Source organism: Pseudomonas sp. KB_12 (assembly GCF_052114545.1).
In the GTDB taxonomy this organism is placed as follows: domain Bacteria; phylum Pseudomonadota; class Gammaproteobacteria; order Pseudomonadales; family Pseudomonadaceae; genus Aquipseudomonas; species Aquipseudomonas brassicacearum.
Genome location: NZ_JBFREY010000006.1, coordinates 414,701 through 439,100, shown reverse-complemented (window position 1 = coordinate 439,100; position 24,400 = coordinate 414,701). Strand labels below are relative to the sequence as shown.

Here is a 24,400-nt window from a genome sequence, read left to right as displayed (position 1 = left end):
CTCCCGCTCGGCTGCGCAGCAGTCGCCAAGCCGGGCAATGCGGTCTGCCTGAAGGAATGCCGGGGCCTGCTTCGCAGGCCAGCGGGAGCAAGCTCCCTCGCCACGGGGTGGGGTGTCTGGGCTGGCGTCATCGCGAGCGCGGGCACGAAGGATTCCAGGGCTCAACCCTGCGCAGCACTGAAACGCTGTGCCAATCCCTCACGCTCGAAGTGTTCGGTGATGAAGTCGATAAAGGCGCGAGTCTTGGCCGGCATCAGCGTGCGGCTGGGGTAATAGAGGGAAATCACGCCAAGGTCCATGTACCAGTCCGGCAGCAGCCGTACCAGTTCGCCGCGTTCCAGCCAGGGCAGCACGTCCGGCACGGTCAGCAGCGAAATGCCCAGGCCCAGCAAGGTGGCTTCGCGCATGGCGACCGGGTCGTTGAGAATGATGGATTCAGGCAGCCGCAACGTCGACTCGAAACCGGCGGCGTTACGCATCGTGGCCTGGCGTACCCGCCCGGTGAGGCTGGAGCGCAGCACGATGTTATCGAAGTGGGCCAGGTCTTCCGGGTGCTCGGGGCAGGAGCGTGCGGCCAGGTAGGCTGGGCTGGCTACCGCGACCAGATGTGCCGGCGCCAAGGTTCGCGAGATCACCCCAGGCGTCAGTTCGAAGCCGCCGCCAATCGCCGCGTCGAAACCTTCGGCGATCAGGTCTACCCGTCGGTTCTCGAAATGCCATTGCGGGCGGATCAATGGGTGGAGGGCCAGGAATTGCGGCATCAACGGCAGCACATGGCCGATGCCGAAGCTTGGTGACAGGCTGAGGCGCAATACCCCGGCCGGCTCGCCTCGTTCAGTGGTCACGGCGCCGATGGCGGCCTGCAAGGCTTCGAGATGCGTGCCGATGCTGGCCAGGAAGTGTTCGCCGTTCTCGGTCAAGGACAGCTTGCGGGTCGAGCGCTGGAACAGCCGCACCCCCAGGTTACGCTCCAGCATCGCCACATTGCGACTCACGGCGGCGGGCGTCAGGGCCAGCAACCTGGCGGCCGCCGAGAAACTGCCGGTTTCGGCGCTGCGGGCAAAGCATTCGAGATTGGCGAGGCTTTCCATCAAGGTGACCTGATAGTAATGCTTGAAAATGATTCAACGTATTACTGGCTAATCATCACGTAATAGCAAGGGCAATATGCACCTCAACGGCGGACATCACCGCCCAGGTTTATCCAACTTTGAGGACATACGTCATGAGCAACATCGACACCATCGGCATCATCGGCGCTGGCGCTATTGGTAGTGCATTTGCCCGGGCGCTGGCCCGCCAGAACATCAACGTCGTGATTGCCAACAGCCGCGGCCCCGAAAGCCTCGCCGAGTTGGTCGCCGAGCTCGGCCCCACCGTCCGCGCCGGTACCGTGCAGCAAGCTGCCGCGCAACCAATGGTGCTGGTGGCCGTCAACTGGCCGAAGTTGCCCCAGGCGCTGAATGGCTTGCCGGACTTTGCCGGACGAATCGTGATCGATGCCAACAACGCAATCAAAGTCCCGGAGTTCGAGGCGATTGATCTGCAAGGCCGGGCTTCTACCGAGGTGTTCAGCGAATGGGTGCCGGGGGCACGGGTGGTCAAGGCGTTCAACCACATGTTGGCGCGCCTGCTGGAGGCTGATCCAGCGTCCGAAGGCGGCAAGCGCGTGCTATTCCTGACTGGCGACGATGAGCAGGCCCGTGGGGAAGTCGCGCAGTTGATCGATCGGCTGGGATTCTTCGGCGTGGACCTGGGCCCATTGAGCGTTGGCGCACGCTTGACTCAATTCCCGGGCGGACCATTGCCGGTGCTGAACCTGGTCAAGTTTGACTGAGCACTTCGCGACATACGTAAGGAAGCGCTCGATCAGCGTGGGAACCCGGCCTGAAGCACTCAGTCGGGTTCCACGTCCAATTGCAGGCTGTCGTCGGCCAGGCGCTCGGTTCGCCGGACAATACCGCTGATGCGCCGGCCTTCGGCGTTGAACACCACGATCTGGGCTTTATCCAGATCCGCCGGCAGGGGTGGTCGCACGTGCAGCGCGAACCAGGGTGGTTCGCCGTCATCGAGGCGTTTGACGTCGAACTCGCAGTCGACACTTTTGGTGTCACGACCAAACAGCGTGTCGAGGCCGTAATCAAGATGAGTGCTGTCGGCAGCAGGGTCGAGGGACATCGGCGGTCTCCTGGATGGGTACGCACGGCTGATGTTCAAGTGATTCTTCCTTGAATGGAAAATTCCATTGGGTGATCCGTAGAGATTAGCCCCAACCTGTGGGAGCAAGCCTTGCTCCCACAGATCGCCTCCTTCTCCCCAAGAGCCGGCGCGGCTGGTGATCAAGCGCCAGGCACGCCGTCTTTCCACGCCGACCAGTTCTTCACAATGTCCTGCACCAGCGGGTTGCCGGTGCGGAACAGGTTCTCCAGCGCCGGGACGAACGCGCCCTGGTCGGCGTATTTGAGCAGGTTGTCCACTTCGTTGCCGCCGGGCTCGGGGCGGTCGAAATCGGACCCGGCCCGCAGCACGGCCAGCCGGTTGATGTCTACCCGACCTTCGCGGCTGGCCCGGAGCAAGGCCTCGTAGGTTGAGTTGTCTTCCTGTTGGGTGGTGCAGTAGACGCCCTTGTTGTCGGTGAGCAGGCGAGTCCAGACTTCGGCGCGCTCGCTCAGGCGCGTACCGGAGAACCAGGTGTTGCCGGCCAGGGTGTCGCAGCGGGTCACCACCGGCGGTTGGTTGGCCGGGGCGTACGGATACTTCAAGCGCCAGGCCGCCGATTCCTTGCTTTGCGACAAGGTCACCTTCTGGCTGAGGGCAAAGGCCTTGGCTTGCAGGGCCGGGTTGAGTTCGAAGACTTCCGTCTTGTAGTCCAGCGGCGGCTTTTCGTTCGGCCCCTTGGTGTTGATGCCCAGGTAGCCGGTGGGCCAGTCCTTGGGCACATCCCGCGAATCCAGCTCCCATTGGGTGCCGAACTCCACCAGGTAATGGGCCCAGGCGGTCGTGCCAAGCGTGCCGTGGTGCGGGTTGATGCCGGCGATCCCGGCCACCAGGAAATAGCTCTTGCGCAGGTCGACGGTGGGGGAGAGCGCCAGGGCCAGTGTCGAGGCGGCGGCGTTGGTCTGGCCCATGCCGGTGATCAGCAGGCAGACCCGCTCGGCGTTGCAGCGGATCGTCGGGTATTCGGCGGACAGCCCCGGTACGCGGATTTCAGTCTTGAGTTCGAGGCGATCGATCCAGTTCTGCGCCTCGGGGGCGAACATCGTGATCAGCATCACTTTGGGTTGAAGCGGCGGTGCGGCCCCGGCGGTCGAGCAGAACAGGGCCGTGCAGGCCAGGCCGATTGAAATAGACAGGCGATTGATCATGTATTCGTGACCTCCATGGATTCGAAGTGGTGCTTCTACGGTGTGCTCAGAATTGATAGCCAACCCCGGCGTAGTATCCCCAGCCATCGGAGCGGGCGCGGAAGTTGCCGTCGCCAAAGTTAAGCTCACTGCCGTCCTGCCAGTTGCCGCCGTTGTGAAAGTAGCGGCCCACCAGCGTAAAGCGCAGGTGCGTGAACGAATACAGCAGGACGTTGGTGGCGACCGTGGCATTGGCGGTGCGGGCGGGGTTGTCCTTGTGCAGGTCCGAACCGAAATCGAAGTTGGTGAAGCCGATGTACGTCAGCGAGGCGCCGTTGCTGAACTGGCTGATCGGCACGATGTATTTGAGCTGGGCGCGGTAGCCGTCCCAGGAGTATTCATTGCTGGCGCCATAGTTTTCCCACTGATAACGGCCATAGAAGTTGGCCGACAGGTTGACCCTTGAGTGGGTGTCGATGTCAGTGCCCAGGCCGCTGTACAAGGTGTTCGCGCGATTGGCGCTGTTGCTGCCGTGATCGTAGATCCAGTCGAACGCCACATACCATTCCTTGAACGGCCCGATGGCCAGGCTGCGGCCGGCCAGGTAGTCGATGGAAATACGCGGTTCGTGCTCCATGAACACCGGGGAACCGTGGTCCCACACCCCTTTGTCATGACTGTTGCCAATATTGAAGATCTTTGGAATATCGACGTAGCCATAGAGCTCGAAGGGCCCCTTGCGTCCGAAGTATTCATATTCCAGATAGACATCGTCGACCGGTTGCGGACCGAAGCTGATGTCCTTGCTGCCGATGAGCGTCAGGTCCTGGTTGTACCAGTCCGACAGGTAGGCGCCTTTTTTCGAGGGGGTGGCCTCGGGGCTGAGGGCTTCGCCCTGGGCGGACGCCTCGGCGGTTTGGGCTTGGGTCGTGGTGCTGAGTAGTCCGGTAACGGCGGTCAGTAGCAGGGCGGCTGCCAATACGCCAGGTGTAGCGCGACACTGGGAAGTGCAGTGCATGGAAAGTCCTTGTTCGTGCGGGCCGACGCCCGGGGTCCGTGGTTGAAAAGAAGCCATCGATCCGCTGGGTACGATCGATTGCGCAAACGTTTGCACATGTCGTACCAATTTTTCGCAGTGGCTTTAAATGCATGGGGTCCAGGCTTTATTCCTGTCTTGTTGGTCAGGCTCGGTGCACCGAATTCGGCACCATCGCGTGAAGCGGCACCAACGTGTCGCAGGAGCCTGTGCTCGACGCGGCACTGAGTCGCTGGCGTTGCTGATAGAATCGGCCATCTTGACTGACCAGAGGTATGCCCATGAGCGAGCCGATTCGCCTGACCCAGTACAGCCACGGTGCCGGTTGCGGCTGCAAGATTTCGCCCCAGGTACTGGAAGTGATCCTGGCCGGCAGCGGTGCGCAGAACCTTGATCCCAATTTGTGGGTCGGCAATGCGTCCCGGGACGATGCTGCGGTGTACGCCATCGACGAGGAGCGCGGGGTGGTCTCGACCACTGACTTCTTCATGCCGATTGTCGATGATCCTTTCGATTTCGGTCGCATCGCCGCCACCAACGCCATCAGCGATATCTACGCCATGGGCGGTGACCCGCTGATGGCCATTGCGATTCTCGGCTGGCCAGTCAACGTATTGGCCCCGGAAATTGCCCGGGAAGTGATTCGCGGCGGTCGTTCCGTGTGCGACGAGGCCGGTATTCCCCTGGCCGGCGGGCATTCGATCGACGCGCCTGAGCCGATTTTCGGCCTGGCGGTCACAGGCCTGGTGCAAAAGCGCCATATGAAACGCAACGACACGGCCACCGCCGGTTGCCGCCTGTACCTGACCAAACCCTTGGGCATCGGCATCCTCACTACGGCGGAAAAGAAAGGCAAGCTGCGCGCCGCCGACGTCGGCCTGGCCCGTGACTGGATGTGCACCCTCAACAAACCTGGCAGCCGCTTCGGCAAGCTCGACGGGGTGACGGCGATGACCGACGTCACCGGGTTCGGCCTGCTCGGGCATCTGGTGGAAATGGCCGACGGCAGCCAACTGACCGCGCGCATCCGCTATGACGCGGTGCCGCGCCTGCCGGGCGTCGAGTACTACCTCGACCAGGGGTGTGTGCCGGGCGGTACGCTGCGCAACTACGACAGCTACGCCAGCAAGGTCGGTCGAGTCCAGGAACTGCACAAGCGCGTGCTGTGCGACCCACAGACCAGCGGCGGCCTGCTGATTGCCGTCACCCCTGAAGGCGAGGGCGAGTTCCTGCGGGTTGCCGCTGAACTCGGGCTGGTGCTGGAACCTATCGGCGAACTGGTCGAGCGACAGAGTTACGCGGTCGAGGTGTCTTGATGAGCCATGACATCACCGACTACCGCGACATCTTCCTCAATGACCGGCCGATGATGGACACACGCGCCCCGATCGAATTCATCAAGGGGGCTTTCCCCGGCGTGGTCAATCTACCGTTGATGACCGACAGCGAACGGCAACGCGTCGGTACCTGCTACAAACAGCAGGGGCAGCAGGCCGCCATTGTCCTGGGGCATCAACTGGTGTCCGGTGAAATCAAGGCACAACGCATCCAGGCCTGGGCCGAGTTCGCCAAGACCCATCCCGACGGTGTGCTGTATTGCTTTCGCGGCGGCTTGCGTTCGCAGATCGTCCAGCAATGGCTCAAGGACGAAGCGGGCATTGATTATCCCAGGGTCGGCGGTGGCTACAAGGCCATGCGCACCTTCTTGCTGGACACGATCGAGCAGGCGGTTGCCCAGTGCGACCTGGTGCTGCTGGGCGGCATGACCGGCACCGGCAAGACCGAAGCGCTGGGCCAACTGAGCAACAGCCTGGATCTGGAAGGTTATGCCAACCATCGCGGTTCCAGCTTCGGCAAACGCGCCACCGGCCAGCCTTCCAACATCGATTTTGAAAATCGCCTGGCCGTGGACGTACTGAAAAAACGCGCCAGCGGCATCGAACAATTCGTGCTTGAAGATGAGAGCCGTGCGGTCGGCAGTTGCGCCTTGCCGCTGCCTTTGTACCAGCGTATGCAGCAGGTTCCGATGGTCTGGCTGGAAGACAGCCTGGAGCATCGGGTCGAGCGGATCCTGCAGGATTACGTCATCGACCTGTGTGCGGAATTTGTCGCCGTACATGGCGACGAAGGTTTCTCGCTGTTTTCCGAGCGATTGCTGGCAAGCCTGGACAACATCCACAAGCGCCTGGGCGGCGACCGTCACCGGCGCTTGATGAACATCCTGGAAACCGCCCTGGCCGAGCAGGCCAACAGCGGCGCCGTCGACTTGCATCGCGGTTGGATCGAAGGCTTGCTGCGCGAGTATTACGACCCGATGTACGTGTTCCAGCGGGAAAAGAAGGGGCTGCGGATCGAGTTCTCGGGGGAGCAGGCGGCGGTGCTGGAATATCTGCGTGAGCGGGCGGCCCGGGGCGGGTGACCACAGGTTTGATATCCACTGTCAATCCCTGTGGGAGCGAGCTTGCTCGCGATAGCGGTGTTTGAGTCACATCAATATCAATGGGTCTGACGCTATCGCGAGCAAGCTCGCTCCCACAAAGGGAAATAGCGACTGATATCAGGTCGGACAGGCTTCCTTGCCATTGTCCAAGCCCTGCTTGTAGCTCCGGCTGGTGAGGCTGGCCTTGCCGTTGTGCCAGGTCAGGGTCAGCACGTACAGCGAATCAAAATCGCCTGACGCCCAGTCATCGGTAATGGTCTGCTTCTTGCCCACGGCCTCGCCGGCGACCTTGTTGATCAGCTCCGGCAGGTAGCCATGGGACCAGGCGGTATAGATGGTGGCGTTGTGGTACTTGTCGTGCAGCAGTTCGTCAGCCAGGTCGCTGGTGTCGTTGGCCGAATAATTGATGTTCACCGGCAACCCGAGCTTGATGGCGCTGGGGCTGATGGTCATCAGCGGGCGAATATAGCTATAGGAATTGTCCAGCTCACCCTCTTCGACATTGCGGGTCGGGTTGGCCGCGAACACGTAGTCGGCCTTGCCGAATTTTTCCGGCAGCAGGGTGGCCAGGTCGATGGCGCGGTTGAGACCCTGGCAGTTGAGCTGGCCCAGGCCACCGGCGGGTTTCTCGGCATGACGCAGGAACACCAGGGTCTGCACGCCGTCGGCTGGTTGGGCGCGGCTGATGCTCGATTCCAGCGCCAACCCCAGGCCACAGACCACAAGCAGCGTCGGCAGCAGCAGCCACGAACGGTGTTTGAAGCGTCTGGCGAAATTCAGTGGGTTCATCATCGAATAGTTTTTCTTCAGCACTCTTGAGTCAGGCTGACACACCTTGGCACCGCGAAGCGGTTGGCCTCGGGTGGTTTCCCTGTCGTTACGCCGCGTTGAATCCTCGGGGGCATTGCTCAGAGTCTTTTCAAGCCCTTTGGTTCGATCCTGGCTGGTCCCGGTGCACTGTAAGGCCTCCAGTGGGGAGGTAGGGCGAATGTTAGCGACAGGATGTTGCGGATTTAAGAAGGGCCGATGTGAATTCCGTGACGGGCAGTGATGCCGTCCCGTACATCTTGGATTATCCTCGGGCTTTCCTTCATTTCCGAGCCGACCCCATGCCCGACTTGACCCCATTCCCCATCACCGAGAAATGGCCCGCCCAATACCCTGAGTGGATCCAGCTCTACTCCCTGCCAACCCCCAACGGCGTGAAGGTCTCGATCATGCTGGAAGAGATCGGCCTGCCGTACGAGCCCCACAAAGTGGACTTTGGCAGCAACGACCAGCTGTCGCCCGAGTTCCTTTCCCTGAACCCCAACAACAAGATCCCGGCGATTCTCGACCCCCATGGGCCGGGTGACCGGCCGTTGGCGTTGTTCGAGTCGGGGGCGATCCTGATTTATCTGGCGGACAAGAGTGGGCAACTGTTGGCCCAGGAGTCGGCGGCGCGCTACGAGACGATCCAGTGGCTGATGTTCCAGATGGGCGGCATCGGGCCGATGTTCGGGCAGTTGGGATTCTTCAACAAGTTCGCCGGCAAGGACTACGAGGACAAGCGGCCGCGCGATCGCTACGTCGAGGAAAGCAAGCGCCTGCTCAAGGTGCTCGATGGTCGTCTGCAAGGGCGGGACTGGATCATGGGCGAGCGCTACACCATCGCTGATATCGCCACATTCCCCTGGGTGCGCAACTTGATCGGCTTTTACGAGGCCGGTGATTTGGTCGGTATCCAGAATTTCCCCAATGTGACCCGGGTACTGGAACGCTTCCTGGCTCGACCGGCTGTGGCGCGCGGGTTGAAGATTCCGGAATGAGTCACCCGACGACTCGCCGATTCGATTACAAGCCACCGGCTGACGTGCATCAATGGCTCGCTGACCTTGTGAGTAGATTATTGCCTGGCCGGTAACACTCTGTTTTCCAGCCGACGTTTGTGCCCTGGCCGGCCAGAGCATAAGCTTTTGTTCTATGTGATCGAGCACCCATTTCAGCCCAGGAGTCCCATGTCCAGCCAGTTCCCCGAAGCACGTCCACGCCGTCTGCGCCGCAATGCAAGCCTGCGCAGCCTGTTCCAGGAAACCGAGTTCACCTTGAACGACCTGGTGCTGCCGATTTTTGTCGAAGAAGAAATCGATGATTTTGTGCCGATCAAGAGCATGCCCGGCGTGGTACGCATTCCTGAATCGAAGCTGGCCGGCGAGATCGAGCGCTATGCCCGTGCCGGCATCAAGTCGGTGATGACCTTTGGTGTGTCCCATCACCTGGACAACGACGGCAGCGATACCTGGAGCGAGCGCGGCCTGGTGTCGCGCATGGCCGGGATCTGCAAGGACGCGGTGCCGGAGATGATCGTGATGTCCGACACCTGCTTCTGTGAGTACACCGATCATGGTCATTGCGGCGTCCTCCACGGCGATGAAGTGGACAACGATCGGACCCTGGTCAATCTGGGCAAGCAAGCCGTGGCGGCGGCCCGCGCCGGTGCCGATGTAATCGCGCCATCGGCGGCCATGGACGGGCAGGTCCAGGCGATTCGCCGGGCCCTGGATGAAGCCGGCTTCAGCCAGACGGCAATCATGGCCTACTCCACCAAGTTCGCCTCGGCACTCTATGGCCCGTTCCGCGAGGCCGGCGGCAGCGCGTTGAAAGGCGACCGCAAGAGCTACCAGATGAACCCGATGAACCGCCGCGAAGCTCTGCGCGAATCCTTGCTCGACGAGCAGGAAGGTGCCGATGCGCTGATGGTCAAGCCGGCCGGCGCCTACCTCGATATCATCCGCGACATTCGCCAGGCTTCGAACCTGCCGCTGTCGGCTTATCAGGTCAGTGGCGAATACGCGATGATCAAGTTCGCCGCCCAGGCTGGCGCCATCGACGAAGCCCGCGTGGTACGCGAGAGCCTTGGCGCAATCAAGCGGGCGGGGGCAGACCTGATCTTTACCTACTTTGCCATGGACCTGGCGCTGAGCGGAATCTGATCCCGCTGGGGTGGCTGGGAAATCCAGGCACGCCACCATTCTCCTGTGGGAGCGAGCTTGCTCGCGATAGCGGTGGATCAGCTTGCATCAGCGTTGCCCGTGCCGCCGTCATCGCGAGCAAGCTCGCTCCCACATTGGGCATAGCCCGCATCCACTTTTGATCGTATGGTTGCTCCGGAATAACGAACTCGATGGAGCACCATGCAATTCAACCGATTGATGATCAGCCTTGCTGCGCTGCTGGCCTTGGCCGGTTGCGGCAGCCGTCAGGCGCAGGAGCCTGAGCGTCAGCCTGCTGAGGTCAAGAAGCAGATCGTGCAGTTGTTGCCGGCCAAGACTGTGGATCGCGAAGGCTGGGCGACTGACATCTACGTGGCCTTTGCGGCCCAGCAGATTGCCTCTACGACGCAGAACATCTGTGCTGTCCTGGCGGTGACCGAACAGGAGTCGACGTTCCAATCCGATCCGCCAGTGCCGGGGCTGGGCAAGATCGCTCGTCAGGAGATCAACCGCCGTGCGGCGAAGGTGCACATTCCGGAGTTGTTGGTCAGTGGTGCCCTCCAGGTGCGTTCGCCCAACGGCAAAAGCTACAGCGATCGGCTCAATGCGGCGCGTAGCGAGAAAGAGCTGAGCGGGATTTTCGATGATTTCATCGGCATGGTGCCGCTGGGCAAGACCCTGTTCGGCGGTTTCAATCCGGTGCACACGGGTGGGCCTATGCAGGTCAGCATCGCGTTTGCCCAGGCCAATGCGCGCAATTATCCCTATACGGTGGAGGGCTCGATTCGTCGCGAAGTGTTCAGCCGTCGTGGCGGGATGTATTTCGGCATCGCGCATTTACTGGGTTATCCGGTGAGCTACACCGAGCCGTTGTATCGTTTTGCCGATTTCAATGCCGGGTGGTACGCCAGCCGCAACGCAGCTTTCCAGCATGCGGTGAGTGTAGCGTCGGGCATTTCCCTGGCGCTGGACGGCGATCTGATTGCCCATGATTCCATCATGCCAGGCAGCACGGAACTGGCGGTGCGCACGCTGGGCAAGTCGTTGGGAATGCGCAACCCGACCATCCGCGATCAACTGGAGCAGGGTGACAGTCTGGCGTTCGAGGACAGCAAGCTCTACAAGCGTGTGTTCGAACTGGCTGACAAGGCCGAGGGCAAGGCGTTGCCACGGGCGGTATTGCCGGGGATCGTGCTCAAGAGCCCGAAGATCACGCGCAAGCTGACCACGGCATGGTTTGCCAAGCGGGTGGATGAGCGTTATCAGCGATGCATGGCGCGGGCGTCGGGGCGTTAGCCAGGCGTTGGCGCGTGAAAAAGCCCGGTGGATGAGGCCGGGCTTTTAGGGGGATGGGTTTGGTGCTGGATCAGTCTCAAGCGGTGTGTCGGGTGGACTGCGCAGCGGCTTGATGATTGTTGCGGCCGCTGCGCGCCCGAGCGGGAGCAAGCTCCCTCGCCACGAGGTGTGTTGCCGATCATTTGTTGCATTCAAGCAACTCATGCGTGGTTTTCGATCAGGCGATCAGAGCCACCTTCAGCGACACGACGTTCCAGCAGGCGATCGGCACCGCCTTCAGCGACGCGGTTTTCGATCAGGCGRTCRGAGCCACCTTCAGCGACACGACGTTCCAGCARGCGATCGGCACCGCCTTCAGCGACGCGGTTTTCGATCAGGCGGTCGGAGCCACCTTCAGCGACACGACGTTCCAGCAAGCGATCGGCACCGCCTTCAGCGACGCGGTTTTCGATCAGGCGATCAGAACCGCCTTCGGCGACGACGGGTTGGGAGGAGGCGGCAAATACGTTGGCGGCCAGTACGGAGAAAGCGAGGCTGAGGATGACTTGGCGTTTCATGATGGTGTGCTCCGGGGGTGCAGTGGTTTGTGTGGGGCCATTGTTGTCCCGGGCGATCATCAAGAGAACTTCATTGACATGATGGTGAACATCGACGGCAGTGATAGCTCGTTGGCCCGCTACCGGTCAGCTTGATGGAACACTGAGGGGCTGGCGGGCTCTACCGGCATAACGCTTATGCAGGAGGTACGTTCATGTATCAGTTATTCGGTTGCAGGCAATCCGGTTCTTCGGCGGTGGAGGTTGCCCTGTGTCTTTGTGAGGTGGCTTATCGGCGGGTCGATGCCTATTCGACGCAAGACAACGATGCGGCAAAAGAGCTCGAGGCACTCAACCCTCTGAAGCAGGTGCCGACCCTGCAGTTGCCGGATGGCTCGGTGCTGACCGAAGCGGCGGCGATCCTGATTCACCTCGGGTTGACCTTCCCCGCATCGAAGCTGCTCCCGCAAGACCCGGCCCAGCGTGCGCAAGCCATACGGGGCCTGGTCTACATCGCGGCAAATTGCTACACGCCCATCGGCATTATCGATTTTCCGGAACGCTGGCTGGACGACGCGGATGAAGCGACTCGGCAGCGATTGATATCCGGCACGCAGCAACGGCTGTATCGCAACTGGGCGTTGTTTGCCGACCAGTTCCCGGCCCGACCTTTTCTAGGCGGTGAGGAACCGGGGGCGCTGGATATCCTGGCGGCCGTGATCACGAAGTGGAGAAACACGCGGGAGGCAATGCTGAGCGCCCGTCCGGCGTTCTACGAATTGTTGGAACGCATCGACCGCCATCCACGCGTGGCGCCGGTGCTGTCGCTGCATTGGCCATTGTAGGAGCTGTCGAGCGAAGCGAGGCTGCGATCTTTCCCCTGACGCTTGAGTCTCAAGCGAAAGATCAAAAGATCGCAGCTTTCGGCAGCTCCTACAGGGTCAAGGACAGGCTTTGCGTGCAGCCGCCTGCTCAACGAGGTCGACAAATTGCCGGACATTCTCCTGATGCGCCGTCACCAGCTCGTCGATACTGGCGCCTGCCGGTGTCTGCAGGCTGCTGTGGCACGTGAGGGGGCGGGCGTCGTTGCCCAGGTTGCGCAGGCGCCATTGCACATCCATGCGGGCATAGCGGCCAGGGATCGAGTCGAAACGTTGCACGTCTACCCGCAGCAATGATTTCGGTGCGCCAGGGTTGCTCAGTTGTTCGTCCAGGCTACTGTGCAGTTCATCGGCCAGACTGGCGCCCCACCATTCGGTTTCCAGGATCGCCAACCCGCTGTTGCCCTGGCGAATGACCATCTGGGTGCGATCCACCTGGGGTGGGACGCTGACCTGTTCGATCTGGATGTCCACGCTGGAGCGCGATTGGCCTGTCGGTTGAGCCGGGCTCAGGGTGTGGTAGTGGATCGGATCGCTGCGGCAGGCGCCGAGCAGCAATGCCACGGCAACCAGGGTGAGTTTCAGCGTGAGTGGCATGGGGCGCGCTCCTGTGATCATTCTTTCACCGGCAATGTGAGGTTCTGCGCCGGTGCGTCCTTGGGACGGCCGCGAAGCAGCGATTCGGGATGGCGGCTCAGGTAGTCCGACAGTTCGCGCAGCGAGCGCGACATGCGCCCCAGGTCGTCCAGGGTCTGGGTCAGTTGTTCGCGCTGCGGTGAATCTTCGGCCAGGGTCGAGTTGGCCGATTGCAGGGTCTTGCTGACGTCATGCAAGGTACTTTGTACGCCCGGCAGGGTCTTGCTGTTGAACTGGGTCAGGCCTTTGCGCAGCTCCACCAGGTTGCCATCCAGGTTGCCGGCAATGCTCTCCAGTGGCAGTTTGTTGATCCGCTCGATCATCGCCTGCAGTTGTTCCTGCAGTTGCTGGAGGCTGCCCGGGATGGTCGGAATACGCACGGGCCGGGCGCTTGGGTCGAAGGCGACTTTTTCCGCCTTGGGGTAGAAATCCAGCGAGATGTACAACTGCCCGGTCAGCAGGTTGCCGCTGCGGGCCTGGGCGCGCAGGCCCCTCTCGACGAAGCTGCCGATCAGGCGGGCGCCAGCGGCTTCGTCGTCTGGATTGTGATTGAGCGACTTGAGCAGTTTTTCATGGGCCTTGCCCAGGCGTTGCGGGTAGATCACCACGCCGACATTGACCGGAAAGCTGCGCTGTTTCTCATCGAAATCCAGATGGATGGCCACCACCCTGCCGACTTCCACCCCGAGGAACTCCACCGGCGCACCGACGCGCAAGCCGCGCAGTGCCTGATCGAAGCGCAGGGCCAGGTATTGCGCCTTGCCATCGGGCGGGGCGAGGGCGCTCTGCTGGTCGGCAAACAGCTCGTAGGTCTTGTCCTCGCTGGCGGGAACGTCGTTGGGGCTGTACTCCGGCGCCCGAAACGCAATGCCGCCCAGCAGCAGGGCCGAGAGCGATTCGGTCTTGACCGCGAAACCATTGGCGCCGACGTTCACGTCCACGCCGCTGACGTTCCAGAACCGGGTGTTTTCGGTGACGTACACATCGTTGGGCGCGTTGACGAATACGTCGATGTTGACGCCTTTGCCCTCGGCGTCCAGGGCGTAGGACACCACTTGGCCCACCGGGATCTTGCGCAGGTACACCGGCGAGCCGATGTCCAGCGAGCCGAGGTCCTGGGAGTGCAGGGTGAAGCGCTTGCCCGGTTCGCCGTAGGTGATGGGGGGCGGGTTCTCCAGGCCGGTGAAGGACTTGGCACGCACTTTCGACTGGCCGGCGTCGGCGCCGATGAAATCCCCCGACAGCAAGGTGTCGATCCCCGAGATACCGCCGGCCCCGATGCGTGGCCGTACGACCCAGAACACCGAGTCTTCGTGAGTGAAGGTGTCGGCTGTCTTGGCGAGCTTGACCGTGGCGGTGACGTTCTTCTGGTCCTCGCTCAGTTGCACGTCGGTGACCTGGCCGATGACCACGTTGCGATATTTCACCTGGGTCTTGTTGGCGGTAAGGCCCTGGCCGGTCTTGAAGGTGATGGTGATGGTCGGGCCTTCCTGCAGCCAGTTGTGGACCACCAGGGAAATGCCCACCAGCACCGCGATGATCGGCACGATCCACACCAGCGATACCGTCCAGCGGCGGGTGGTGACGTGGGCGCGGCCGGGTGCGGGTTGCTGCCCGTCAGTGGCTTGCGACTTCATCCATGACCTCCTCGGATGGTTGGGTATCCCAGATCAGCCGGGGATCGAAACTCATGGCCGACAGCATGGTGAACAGCACCACGAGGCCGAAGAAGAGGATGCCCGGTCGTGGTTCGATGTCGCTCAATGCCTGGAACTTGACCAGGGCCGCCACCAGGGCCACCACCAGCACATCGAGCATCGACCAGTAGCCGATGACTTCCACCAACCGGTACAGCTTCGCCCGCTGGACCTGGGCCCAGGTGCTGCGCCGCTGTGCGGTCACCAGCAACAGGGTCAGCACCACGAACTTGATGCCGGGCACCGCGATGCTGGCGATGAAGATAATCAGGGCGATGTCCCAGGCGCCACTTTGCCAGAACTCGATGACGCCGCTGATGATGGTGCTGTCGGCACCCTCGCCGAGCATCTGGGTATTCATGACCGGCAGCAGGTTGGCCGGGATGTAGAACACCAGCGCGGCCAGCATGTAGGCCCAGGTGCGGGTGATGGCGTCGGGTTTGCGTCGATGCAGGGCGGCGTCGCAGCGGGGGCAGGTCTGGGGCTCGTCGGTCATGTCGCAGGCCAGGCCGCAGCTGTGGCACAGGCACAGGTCCAGGTCGCGGGCCTCTGGCGGGGAGTCCAGCGGCTGGCCGTTCACAGGCTGTCCCACAGGTCGCGGACATCGCGCCCGGCAATGCGGATCATCAGCAGGCTCAAGGCCGCCAGGGCGAACAGGCCGATGCCCGGGAGCACGTCCAGCAGGCCGGCGAGCTTGATCACCGCCACCAGCGCGCCCAGCAGGCACACTTCCAGCATGCTCCAGGGCCGCAGGGTTTCCAGGCTGCGCATGCACAGGTTGAACCCCGGTGCCCGCCGCTGGAGGTAGGCATGGCCCAGTACCCAGAGCAGAAGCGCCAATTGAAAGGCCGGTGCAATGATGATTGCCACCGCTGTCACCAGGGCGATGAAGGTGATCGGCCCCTGGCTCAGCGCCACGATGGAATCCCATAACGTCGCGCTGTTGCTCAGGCCCTGGAGGCGGATGCTCATGATCGGGTAGATGTTGGCGAAGGCCCACAGCACCGCGGCCGTCACGCTCAAGGCCAGGCGCTGCTCGATGGTCAGGCCGTTGTAGCGCTGGATCACCGCGTGGCAGCGCACGCACGAAGATTTCTGATGCGGGAGGAGCACCACCGGCTCGTACACCGCATCGCAATGTTCACAAATGATCAGTCGGTCGGTGTCGGCCATCGGGATGCTCGCAGGAACAACCCCTTCAATATAGAAGTGCCTTGAGAATGAGCAACCCGGCCGAACGGATCATTCCCCGCGAATGTATTGCTCCAGTTGTTTGATCAGATCGGCCTGTTCGGCGATGGCTTCCTTGACCAGGTCGCCGATGGACAGCAGGCCGACCAGTTTGCCGTCCTCTACCACTGGCAAATGCCGCAGGTGTTTTTCGGTCATGATGCTCAGGCAGGTCTCGACGTTCTGGTGCGGGTCGATGGTGATCACGGGGGAGACCATGATGTCACTGACCTTCGTGCCCACCGATGAGCGCCCGCGCAAGACCATTTTGCGGGCATAGTCGCGCTCGCTGATGATCCCCAGCACTTCATCGTTCTTCACCACCAGCAAGGCACCGACGTTCTTCTCGGCCATGCGCATCAGGGCCTGCAATACCATGTCGTCCGGTGAGATGGTGTGCACTTGCTGGTTCTTCTCGTCTTTTATCCGGAGCAACTGCGCGACGGTTTTCATGGGGGGCCTCGGGTGTTGTTTTTGCTGGTTGTTAAAGCATCGTAGACCCAACGGCGCAGAGCAAGCGGTAAAGCGGCGGCCAGTCGTCCAAAAGCGTCATTGCCGGTGAATTTCCCGCGAACTACGGGTGGGCGCTGTTGTGGCGAGGGAGCTTGCTCCCGCTCGATCGCGCAGCGATCGCAAAAAAAGGGGCCGCTGCGCAGCCCAGCGGGAGCAAGCTCCCTCGCCACAAAAATGCAGGTGGGTGGTGTGTCAGTTGGGCAGGTGAAGTTCCCTCGCCACAGGTAGAATCGTCGCCTACGTAGAATTCGAGGTTGCAGCGGTGGATTTACAGCAGGGCTTCGTCCTGACCCGGCATTGGCGCGATACCCCGGCCGGCACCGAAGTCGAGTTCTGGCTGGCGACCGACGCCGGTCCCCGGCGCGTGCGCCTGCCCGTGCAAACGTCGGTGGCCTTTGTGCCGCAGATCCAGCGCGGCCAGCTCGAAGCCTTGTTGCAAGGGGAGAAGGAGGTAGAACTACGCCCCCTGGACCTGCTGGATTTCGAGCATCGTCCGGTGCTGGGGCTGTATTGCCAGCAACACGCCCAACTGATGCGCCTGGACAGCACCTTGCGCCGCGCCGGTGTGGAGGTGTTCGAGGCGGACATCCGGCCGCCGGAGCGCTACCTGATGGAGCGCTTCATCACCGCCCCGGTCTGGTTTGGCGGTACGCCGGCCGCCGATGGCCTGCTGGTCGATGCCCAGATGAAACCGGCGCCCGAATACCGTCCAGCATTGCGCCTGGTGTCCCTGGACATCGAAACCACCGCCCAGGGCGAATTGTATTCCATCGCCCTGGAGGGCTGCGGCGAGCGCCAGGTCTACATGCTCGGGCCGCCCAATGGCGACGATACCGGCGTGGATTTCCAGCTGGAATACTGCGAATCACGCACGGTGTTGCTGAAAAAACTCAACGACTGGCTCGCCCATTTCGACCCTGACGCGATCATTGGTTGGAACCTGGTGCAGTTCGACCTGCGGGTGCTGCATGAACACGCCCGGCGCCTGGCCGTGCCGTTGCGCCTGGGGCGTGGTGGCGAAGAGATGCAATGGCGCGAGCACGGCGCGCGCAAGAATCACTTCTTCGCCTCGGCCGCTGGCCGGTTGATCATCGACGGTATCGAGTCGCTGCGTTCGGCGACCTGGAGTTTCCCCTCGTTCAGCCTGGAAAACGTCGCCCAGACGCTGCTGGGGGAGGGCAAGTCCATCGATAACCCGTACCAGCGCATGGACGAGATCAATCGCATGTTCGCCGAGGACAAGCCGGCCCTGGCCCGCTACAACCTCAAGGACTGTGAACTGGTGACGCGGATCTTCGCCAAGACCGAACTGCTCACGTTCCTCCTGGAGCGGGCCAGCGTCACCGGCCTGCCGGCGGACCGCAGCGGGGGCTCGGTGGCGGCCTTCACGCACCTGTACATGCCGCTGATGCATCGCCAAGGATTTGTTGCACCCAACTTGGGCCAGCGCCCGCCCGAGGCCAGCCCGGGTGGGTTTGTCATGGACTCCCAACCGGGCCTCTACGAGTCGGTGCTGGTGCTGGACTACAAGAGCCTGTACCCATCGATCATCCGCACCTTCCTGATTGACCCGGTGGGCTTGATCGAAGGGCTGCGCCACCCGGATGACCAGGAATCGGTGCCAGGCTTTCGCGGGGCGCGCTTCTCCCGTACTCGACATTGCCTGCCGGCCATCGTGGCGCGGATCTCCGAAGGTCGGGAAACCGCCAAGCGCGAGCACAATGCGCCGCTGTCCCAAGCGTTGAAAATCATCATGAACGCCTTTTATGGCGTGCTCGGTTCCAGTGGCTGCCGTTTCTTCGACACGCGCCTGGCCTCGTCCATCACCCTGCGTGGCCACCAGATCATGCAGCATACCCGCCAGTTGATCGAAGCCCAGGGGCATGTGGTGATCTATGGCGATACCGATTCCACGTTCGTCTGGTTGCGCCGTGCCCATGGCCAGGAGGAAGCGGCCAGGATCGGTCGCGAGTTGGTGGCCCACGTCAACCAATGGTGGCGTAAGCAGGTGCGTGATGAGTTCGGGCTGGAGAGTGCGCTGGAGCTGCAGTTCGAAACGCATTTCAAGCGCTTTCTGATGCCGACTATCCGCGGCGCCGAGGAGGGCAGCAAAAAACGCTACGCCGGATTGGTAACCCGTGCCGATGGCAGCGACGAAATTGTCTACAAGGGCCTGGAAACCGTGCGCACCGATTGGTCGCCGCTGGCCCGGCAATTCCAGCAGGAGCTGTACGGGCGGATCTTCCACCGAAAGCCCTATCAGGATTATGTGCGCGATTATGTGCAGCAGACCCTGTCCGGTGCGTTCGATGAACGGTTGGTCTACCGCAAGCGCCTGCGTCGGCCGCTGGAAGACTACGAACGCAACGTCCCACCCCATGTGCGGGCCGCGCGGTTGGCTGATGAGTTCAACCAGCGCCAAGGTCGCCCGCGGCAATACCAGAATGGCGGCTGGATCAGCTACGTCATCACCGTTGCCGGCCCCGAGCCGCTGGAAATCCGCAGCGCGTCAATCGATTACGACCACTACGTGACCAAACAGCTACAGCCGGTGGCGGATGCGATCCTGCCGTTTGTGGATGATGACTTTTCGACGTTGGTGGGCGGGCAGATGGGGTTGTTCTGAAATTCCCTGGGTTTATCCCCTGTGGGAGCAAGGCTTGCCCGCGATACGGACGCCTCGTTCCCCCAGGACACCGCGTCGTCTTCATCGCGGGCAAGCCTTGCTCCCACAGATAAACTCCCTTGCCACAAGTCAGTGTGAATCCCTGAGGTTGAGTGGGTCTTTAGACCATCGCCAACCGCTGCTTGCCCTGGGGCTGGGGAAATATCAGGTCGAGGGCTGCCAGGTCCTGCGGTTCCAGCTTGAGGTTGGCCGCTTCGGCATTCAAACGCACATGCTCAGGTTTCACGGCCTTGGGAATGGCAATCACATTGTCCTGGCGCAACAGCCAGGCCAGTGCGATCTGCGCCGGTGTGGCGCGGTGGCGTTCGGCGATCTGTCCCAGGGTGTGATCCTTGAGCAGGTGCCCGCCCTGGCCGACCGGGCAGTAGGCCATGACGGGCATGGACTGGCGCTGGCACCAGGGCAGCAGGTCGAATTCGATGCCGCGTTCCTGCAGGTTATACAGCACCTGGTTGGTCGCGCAGGCCGGCGCGGCCAGTTCTTCGAGGTCAGCCACATCGAAGTTCGACACGCCCCAACGGCCGATCTTGCCTTCTTCGCGCAGCCGCTCGAAGGCTTCGACGGTTTCGGCCAGCGGGTATTGGCCGCGCCAGTGCAACAGATAAAGGTCGATGTAATCGGTGTCGAGCCGCCGCAGACTGCGTTCACAGGCCAGGGGAATGCCTTTGCGACTGGCGTTGTGAGGGTAGACTTTGCTCACCAGGAAAACCTGGTCCCGCAGACCGGTGATCGCTTCGCCAACGACGGTTTCGGCACCGCCTTCGGCATACATCTCCGCCGTGTCGATCAGGGTCATGCCCAATTCGACTCCCAATCGCAGGGCAGCCACTTCTTTCTTGTGGTGAGACGGTTCCTCACCCATGCGCCAGGTGCCCTGGCCAATGACCGGTACGGACACACCCGCCAATTCCAGCGTCCTCATGCCTTTCTCCTGTTGTGCTGATCGATAATCCAATGGACAGCAGGATAGTCGTAGGAGCTGGCGAAGGCTCGGGCCGCGTTCGGATGATCCTTTGATCTTTTGATCTTTCGCTTGAAATTCAAGCATCAGGGGAAAGATCGCAGCCTCGCTTCGCTCGACAGCTCCTACGGGTGTTGCGCAGTTTTTCTATTTTGCGGAGAACTTCAACACCATGGTCTGGGTGTAGGTCTGGCCCGGATCAAGCCGCGTCGAGGGGAAGTTCGGCTGGTTGGGCGAGTCAGGGTAATGCTGGGTTTCCAGGGTGAACGCGCCCCAATGCGGATAAACCTTGCCTTGCTTGCCCTTGACGGTGCCGTCGAGGAAGTTGCTGGTGTAGAACTGCACGCCAGGTTCGGTGGTGTAGAGCTGCAGGCGTCGTCCGGAGTCTGTGTCATACACTTCGGCGGCCAGTTTGTTCACGTCGCCCTTGGCGTCCAGCGCCCAGTTGAAATCGAAGCCGCCTTGTTTCGGTTCGGCGAATTTGAGTTGTGGGTGATCGGCCTTGATATGGGTGCCGATGGCGGTGGGTTGAGTGAAGTCCATCGGTGTGCCGGCCACGGGGGCCAGTTCGCCGGTGGGAATGAGCTTGCCGGTGACCGGTGTGTAATGGGCCGCGTGCAGGGTCGCGAGCTGTTCGAGTATGTCGCCGTTGCCCGCCCCGGCCAGGTTGAAATAGCTGTGGTTGGTCAGGTTCAGCACTGTGGGCTTGTCGGTGGTGGCCTTGTACTCGATGCGCAACTCGTTCTGTTCGTTGAGGCTGTAAGTGACGTCGGTCTTCAGTGCACCGGGGAAACCCATCTCGCCATCGGGTGACAAGTAGGTCAGGGTGACGCCCACCGAGTCCTTGGCATTGTGCGGCTGGGCCTTCCAGACGCGCTTGTCGAACCCTTGCGGCCCGCCGTGCAAGGAATTGCCATGGTCGTTCTGCGGCACCTGGTAACGCTTGCCGTCCAGCTCGAAGGCGCCGTCGGCCAGGCGATTGCCGAAGCGGCCGATGGTCGCGCCGAAATACACGCTGCCGTTCTTCTGGTAACCCTGCACGTCGTCGAAGCCGAGCACGATGTCGGCGGCCTTGCCGTTTTTGTCCGGCACGCTCAATGACTGGAGGATGCCGCCGTAGGTGATGACCGTGGCCTCCATGCCGTGACTGTTGCGCAGCACGAATTTTTCCACGGCCGTGCCGTCGTCGGTCTTGCCGAACGCACCGTGTTCGTTAGTCAGGCCGGCAGCGTGGGAAGCCGAGGTGGCGATCATCAGAGACACTCCGAGGGCCGTGAGCAGTTGTCTGGATTCAAGCATGGTATGACCTTCCTTCCTGTTGTTTTGTTGTTGTTTTGAACGCGGGGCGAGTCCGCTACTGGTCGGACAGCGCTGAAGGTTTTTCTGGTTAGTAGTCTTTCTATTTGATGGATGAGAAGGGATTTATAGCCATAAATAGAGATTTATCAATTAAAAAGTAAGACTAATTGCATGATTTAGTCGTTGCTGAGGGCCGAGGGTTTTCTCCAGGCACTGCACTTTTGTGACTTTTGCCGCTCTATCCATGGCCTGGAAGCGACGACCCCCCATCGCTTCCCCATGCCCAGACCGAGATTCGATGGCCGGTGTTTTTTATTCTGTGACGAGATTGCGCCGCTGCTGCCTGGCATTGTTGGTCGGTGTGTCGATGCTGTTCAGCGGCGGCTGTAGCCATCAGCAGGGGCAGGACATGGTCACGCAGTTCAGCAACGCCAGGCCCCAGGAGTTCTTGCAGACCAGCGTCGATCGCATGGCCACGTTGTCGATGCACGACAACCTGCAAAGCCTCTATCTGCTGATGAACAAGCTGTACCTGCGCAACCCCGAGGAACTGCGCAAGTCCGGTTTTCTCGATGCCCGCACTGCGGAAAAACAGGTGCGCATGGCCATCGAGCAGCAACAGCCCTTGCCGACCCTGGGTGGCAAGAAGGACCTGGCGGCCCTGAGCTACGCCATGAGCCCGGAGTTTCTCGGCGATCGGGTCGGGGCGTTCATCTATGCCATCGGCAGCATGCTGGTCACCGCGCACGGCAATCGCCTCGAGTTCTACATGACCGACACCATCGACCCGCGTTTTGTCAGCAACGCGGCGCGCAATATCGAAAAAGCCACCTGGCTGCTGAGCCAGCGGCAGAACAAGGATGGCAAGCTGTTGCTGTTTTCCAATGAGATTTCGGAGGAGGGCAGCAACCTGAGTTTCGCCGTGGAGTTCGGAAAAATCGTCGCCCGATTGGACCTGCTGACCCAGATGCTCGACGAGCGTTACCGACGGATCGGCTTGAATTACGCCCAGAGCCTGCTGTTCCTCAACTTCCTGCCGGTTCAGTGAAGTGACGGAAAAGGAATAAAGATAGATCACATCGATATAGGGGGTTATAAGAAAAATCGCTATGCTCGCGGCCAGATTTTTCATGCGGTCGTGCTGAGACGGGTTTAATGGATTTCGGTAATGTCGGTTTAGTCGTTGCAGGATTGGTGGTCGGCTTCATTGTTGGGATGACCGGCGTCGGCGGTGGTTCGCTGATGACCCCGATCCTGTTGTGGTTTGGTATCAACCCTGCGACGGCGGTGGGTACGGACTTGCTGTACGCAGCCATTACCAAGTCTGGCGGTGTCCTGGTTCATGCAAAAAATCGCAACATCGATTGGGCGATCACCGGCTGGCTGACGTTGGGCAGCGTGCCGGCGGTCGGCTTGACGCTATGGTTCCTCAGTAGCCTGCACAGCTCCCCCGACGCCATGAACGCGGTGATCAAGCAAGCCTTGGGCTTTGTGTTGTTCGCCACCGCCCTGGCGATCCTGTTCAAGAAGCGCCTGCTGCAATTTGCCCACGACCGCGCTGGCGGCCACTACAACCCCTCCGGTTCGCGCCTCAATGTGTTGACGGTCATCACTGGCCTCGTGCTGGGTACGATGGTCGCCTTGACCTCCATCGGCGCTGGCGCGCTGGGCACTGTCGCGCTGTTCATCCTCTACCCGTTCCTGGTCACCAAGCGCCTGGTGGGCACCGAGATCGCCCACGCCGTGCCGCTGACCCTGGTGGCTGGCCTGGGCCATGCGAGCATGGGCAACATGGACTGGCACATCCTGGGTTTCCTGTTGATCGGTTCGTTGCCGGGGATCTACCTGGGCAGTCACTTGTCGGGACGCATCTCCGACGAACTGCTGCGCCCGTGCCTGGCGGTGATGCTGGCGATGATCGGGTTCAAGCTGGCGTTCTAGAACGGGTCACCTCAAGTCCAATAGTGTGGGAGCGAGCTTGCTCGCGATAACGGTGTGTCAGTCGACTCGATGTTGGCCGTCATGACGCTATCGCGAGCAAGCTCGCTCCCACAATAGTCTCCCCCGACTTCGGCGCTCTCCTTGCGGTTGCGCAATGACCCCCCTGGCCTAAGCTTCAAGTCAGGCAGGCGCAGTATTGAGCGACTCTCGCGGAACAATCGCCGCCCTGTGCAATCAGTACAGCGTAAATATCAAAAGGAGAGGCGCATGCTCATTCGGTCGTTGACCTTCGCTACCTTGCTGGCCATCGCCGGCCCCCTGTTCGCTGCCGATGGCGACTCGCCGCTGTTGGCGGACGCAGGCAAGTCACGTCCTCTTGTGGTCATCGCGCCCAGTACGGTCGACCCTTCCTGGGTGAGCCTGAAAAAGGCCTTGGATGAGCCGGCAGGCAAGCAGGGCTTTTCCGAGCGCAACATGGTGCTCTATACCGTGCTCAATACCATTGGGCAGCGCGATGGCAAGGATCTGGATCCGCAAAGCACCATGGCGTTGATTCGCTCGCTGAAGCTGGGAGCCGGAGCGCAGACCAAGATCATCCTGGTGGGCAAGGACGGGGAAAAGAAGCTTGAGCATTCCGGGGCGATCGAACTGAAAGACCTCTTCGATGCCGTCGATAAACTGCCTGCGGCAGAAAAAGAAGCGACACCTCCAGCCCCGCCACCCGCGCCGGAGCCTGCACCGACCAAGGATGCGAAAGGCGCCAAGGCTGGCAAGGCAGTCAAGCCGGCGGGGCCGGCGAAGCCGCTGGATGATTGACTCCCGCTAGCGCCGAGGCCCTTGTGGCGAGGGAGCTTGCTCCCGCTGGGCTGCGCCGTAGGAGCTGTCGAGTGCAACGAGGCTGCGATCTTGTCCCAGACAATTGAGTCGAGAGC

Annotated in this window: 23 protein-coding genes and 1 pseudogene; 11 read left to right on the top strand and 13 right to left on the bottom strand. The window is 61.5% G+C overall.

Translation table 11 applies throughout. The features are described from left to right. Positions 1–161 precede the first annotated feature (161 nt). The gene (locus AB4Z20_RS06590) at positions 162–1,091 is read right to left on the bottom strand and encodes a LysR family transcriptional regulator (protein ID WP_442089557.1); all 930 of its coding nucleotides are present in this window, start codon (positions 1,089–1,091) and stop codon (positions 162–164) included. A gap of 143 nt (positions 1,092–1,234) precedes the next feature. On the opposite strand from AB4Z20_RS06590, the gene AB4Z20_RS06585 reads away from it, so the two are divergent. After that, entirely contained in the window at positions 1,235–1,837 is a 603-nt protein-coding gene (locus AB4Z20_RS06585) for an NADPH-dependent F420 reductase (protein WP_033062826.1), read from the top strand. Positions 1,838–1,896: 59 nt separating this feature from the next. On the opposite strand, the gene AB4Z20_RS06580 is transcribed toward AB4Z20_RS06585, so the two are convergent. The 3 genes from AB4Z20_RS06580 to AB4Z20_RS06570 all read right to left on the bottom strand — a co-directional run bounded on the left by AB4Z20_RS06580 (position 1,897) and on the right by AB4Z20_RS06570 (position 4,362). Continuing rightward, positions 1,897–2,178, bottom strand: coding sequence for a hypothetical protein (locus AB4Z20_RS06580; RefSeq protein ID WP_018611472.1), 282 nt, complete (start codon positions 2,176–2,178; stop codon positions 1,897–1,899). 161 nt (positions 2,179–2,339) lie between these two features. Next, positions 2,340–3,365 carry a purine-nucleoside phosphorylase gene (locus tag AB4Z20_RS06575; RefSeq protein ID WP_253473192.1) on the bottom strand — a complete coding sequence of 342 codons (1,026 nt, stop codon included), beginning with the start codon at positions 3,363–3,365 and terminating at the stop codon, positions 2,340–2,342. A gap of 46 nt (positions 3,366–3,411) precedes the next feature. Further along, positions 3,412–4,362, bottom strand: coding sequence for a nucleoside-specific channel-forming protein Tsx (locus AB4Z20_RS06570; RefSeq protein WP_442089556.1), 951 nt, complete (start codon positions 4,360–4,362; stop codon positions 3,412–3,414). Positions 4,363–4,661: 299 nt separating this feature from the next. Between AB4Z20_RS06570 and selD the strand changes: the two genes are divergently transcribed. After that, positions 4,662–5,696 (top strand): selenide, water dikinase SelD, encoded by a 1,035-nt coding sequence (gene selD / locus AB4Z20_RS06565; protein WP_214509024.1) that lies wholly within the window; start codon positions 4,662–4,664, stop codon positions 5,694–5,696. After that, positions 5,696–6,799: a tRNA 2-selenouridine(34) synthase MnmH gene (gene mnmH / locus AB4Z20_RS06560; protein WP_442089555.1), complete on the top strand. Its 1,104-nt coding sequence runs from the start codon at positions 5,696–5,698 to the stop codon at positions 6,797–6,799. Before selD ends, mnmH begins: the two co-directional genes overlap by 1 nt. A 138-nt stretch (positions 6,800–6,937) precedes the next feature. On the opposite strand, the gene AB4Z20_RS06555 is transcribed toward mnmH, so the two are convergent. Then, complete coding sequence (locus tag AB4Z20_RS06555; RefSeq protein ID WP_408980861.1) at positions 6,938–7,609, bottom strand: histidine phosphatase family protein; 672 nt, start codon at positions 7,607–7,609, stop codon at positions 6,938–6,940. Between the two features lie 320 nt (positions 7,610–7,929). Between AB4Z20_RS06555 and AB4Z20_RS06550 the strand changes: the two genes are divergently transcribed. The 3 genes from AB4Z20_RS06550 to AB4Z20_RS06540 all read left to right on the top strand — a co-directional run bounded on the left by AB4Z20_RS06550 (position 7,930) and on the right by AB4Z20_RS06540 (position 11,088). Then, a complete protein-coding gene (locus AB4Z20_RS06550; protein ID WP_442089554.1) occupies positions 7,930–8,628 on the top strand; it encodes a glutathione binding-like protein in 699 nt (232 codons plus the stop codon). 189 nt (positions 8,629–8,817) lie between these two features. Then, positions 8,818–9,792: a porphobilinogen synthase gene (hemB, locus tag AB4Z20_RS06545; protein WP_003200059.1), complete on the top strand. Its 975-nt coding sequence runs from the start codon at positions 8,818–8,820 to the stop codon at positions 9,790–9,792. Between the two features lie 201 nt (positions 9,793–9,993). Further along, on the top strand, positions 9,994–11,088 hold the full coding sequence (locus AB4Z20_RS06540) for a DUF1615 domain-containing protein (RefSeq protein ID WP_253473205.1): 1,095 nt from the start codon (positions 9,994–9,996) through the stop codon (positions 11,086–11,088). 209 nt (positions 11,089–11,297) lie between these two features. Here the strand turns inward: AB4Z20_RS06540 and AB4Z20_RS06535 are convergent. Further along, positions 11,298–11,645: pseudogene (locus AB4Z20_RS06535) on the bottom strand (phage infection protein); the annotation flags it as partial. 194 nt (positions 11,646–11,839) lie between these two features. Between AB4Z20_RS06535 and AB4Z20_RS06530 the strand changes: the two are divergent. Then, positions 11,840–12,469, top strand: a complete 630-nt coding sequence (locus AB4Z20_RS06530) for a glutathione S-transferase family protein (protein WP_320390193.1) — start codon at positions 11,840–11,842, stop codon at positions 12,467–12,469. A gap of 96 nt (positions 12,470–12,565) precedes the next feature. Here AB4Z20_RS06530 and AB4Z20_RS06525 read toward each other — a convergent pair whose 3' ends face one another. From AB4Z20_RS06525 to AB4Z20_RS06505, 5 genes are all read right to left on the bottom strand, one after another. Further along, entirely contained in the window at positions 12,566–13,102 is a 537-nt protein-coding gene (locus AB4Z20_RS06525) for a PqiC family protein (protein ID WP_442089553.1), read from the bottom strand. A gap of 17 nt (positions 13,103–13,119) precedes the next feature. Next, positions 13,120–14,778 carry a PqiB family protein gene (locus AB4Z20_RS06520; RefSeq protein WP_214509032.1) on the bottom strand — a complete coding sequence of 553 codons (1,659 nt, stop codon included), beginning with the start codon at positions 14,776–14,778 and terminating at the stop codon, positions 13,120–13,122. Beyond that, positions 14,759–15,403 carry a paraquat-inducible protein A gene (locus AB4Z20_RS06515; protein WP_442089581.1) on the bottom strand — a complete coding sequence of 215 codons (645 nt, stop codon included), beginning with the start codon at positions 15,401–15,403 and terminating at the stop codon, positions 14,759–14,761. The genes AB4Z20_RS06520 and AB4Z20_RS06515 overlap by 20 nt, the downstream gene beginning before the upstream one ends. A gap of 11 nt (positions 15,404–15,414) precedes the next feature. Continuing rightward, complete coding sequence (locus tag AB4Z20_RS06510) at positions 15,415–16,011, bottom strand: paraquat-inducible protein A (protein ID WP_214509033.1); 597 nt, start codon at positions 16,009–16,011, stop codon at positions 15,415–15,417. 69 nt (positions 16,012–16,080) lie between these two features. After that, positions 16,081–16,521, bottom strand: coding sequence for a CBS domain-containing protein (locus AB4Z20_RS06505; protein WP_003200075.1), 441 nt, complete (start codon positions 16,519–16,521; stop codon positions 16,081–16,083). Positions 16,522–16,843: 322 nt separating this feature from the next. Here AB4Z20_RS06505 and AB4Z20_RS06500 point away from each other — a divergent pair, with 322 nt between their 5' ends. Further along, on the top strand, positions 16,844–19,207 hold the full coding sequence (locus AB4Z20_RS06500; protein ID WP_442089552.1) for a DNA polymerase II: 2,364 nt from the start codon (positions 16,844–16,846) through the stop codon (positions 19,205–19,207). Between the two features lie 160 nt (positions 19,208–19,367). On the opposite strand, the gene AB4Z20_RS06495 is transcribed toward AB4Z20_RS06500, so the two are convergent. Beyond that, positions 19,368–20,189 (bottom strand): aldo/keto reductase, encoded by an 822-nt coding sequence (locus AB4Z20_RS06495; protein WP_214509035.1) that lies wholly within the window; start codon positions 20,187–20,189, stop codon positions 19,368–19,370. A gap of 186 nt (positions 20,190–20,375) precedes the next feature. Next, entirely contained in the window at positions 20,376–21,527 is a 1,152-nt protein-coding gene (locus AB4Z20_RS06490; protein WP_258690793.1) for an aldose epimerase family protein, read from the bottom strand. Positions 21,528–21,825: 298 nt separating this feature from the next. On the opposite strand from AB4Z20_RS06490, the gene AB4Z20_RS06485 reads away from it, so the two are divergent. The 3 genes from AB4Z20_RS06485 (at position 21,826) to AB4Z20_RS06475 (ending at position 24,284) form a co-directional block, all read left to right on the top strand. Beyond that, positions 21,826–22,575, top strand: a complete 750-nt coding sequence (locus tag AB4Z20_RS06485) for a hypothetical protein (protein ID WP_003200082.1) — start codon at positions 21,826–21,828, stop codon at positions 22,573–22,575. A gap of 107 nt (positions 22,576–22,682) precedes the next feature. Continuing rightward, on the top strand, positions 22,683–23,468 hold the full coding sequence (locus AB4Z20_RS06480) for a sulfite exporter TauE/SafE family protein (RefSeq protein ID WP_057447799.1): 786 nt from the start codon (positions 22,683–22,685) through the stop codon (positions 23,466–23,468). 267 nt (positions 23,469–23,735) lie between these two features. Beyond that, positions 23,736–24,284 (top strand): DUF4174 domain-containing protein, encoded by a 549-nt coding sequence (locus AB4Z20_RS06475; protein ID WP_214509349.1) that lies wholly within the window; start codon positions 23,736–23,738, stop codon positions 24,282–24,284. Positions 24,285–24,400: the final 116 nt, after the last annotated feature.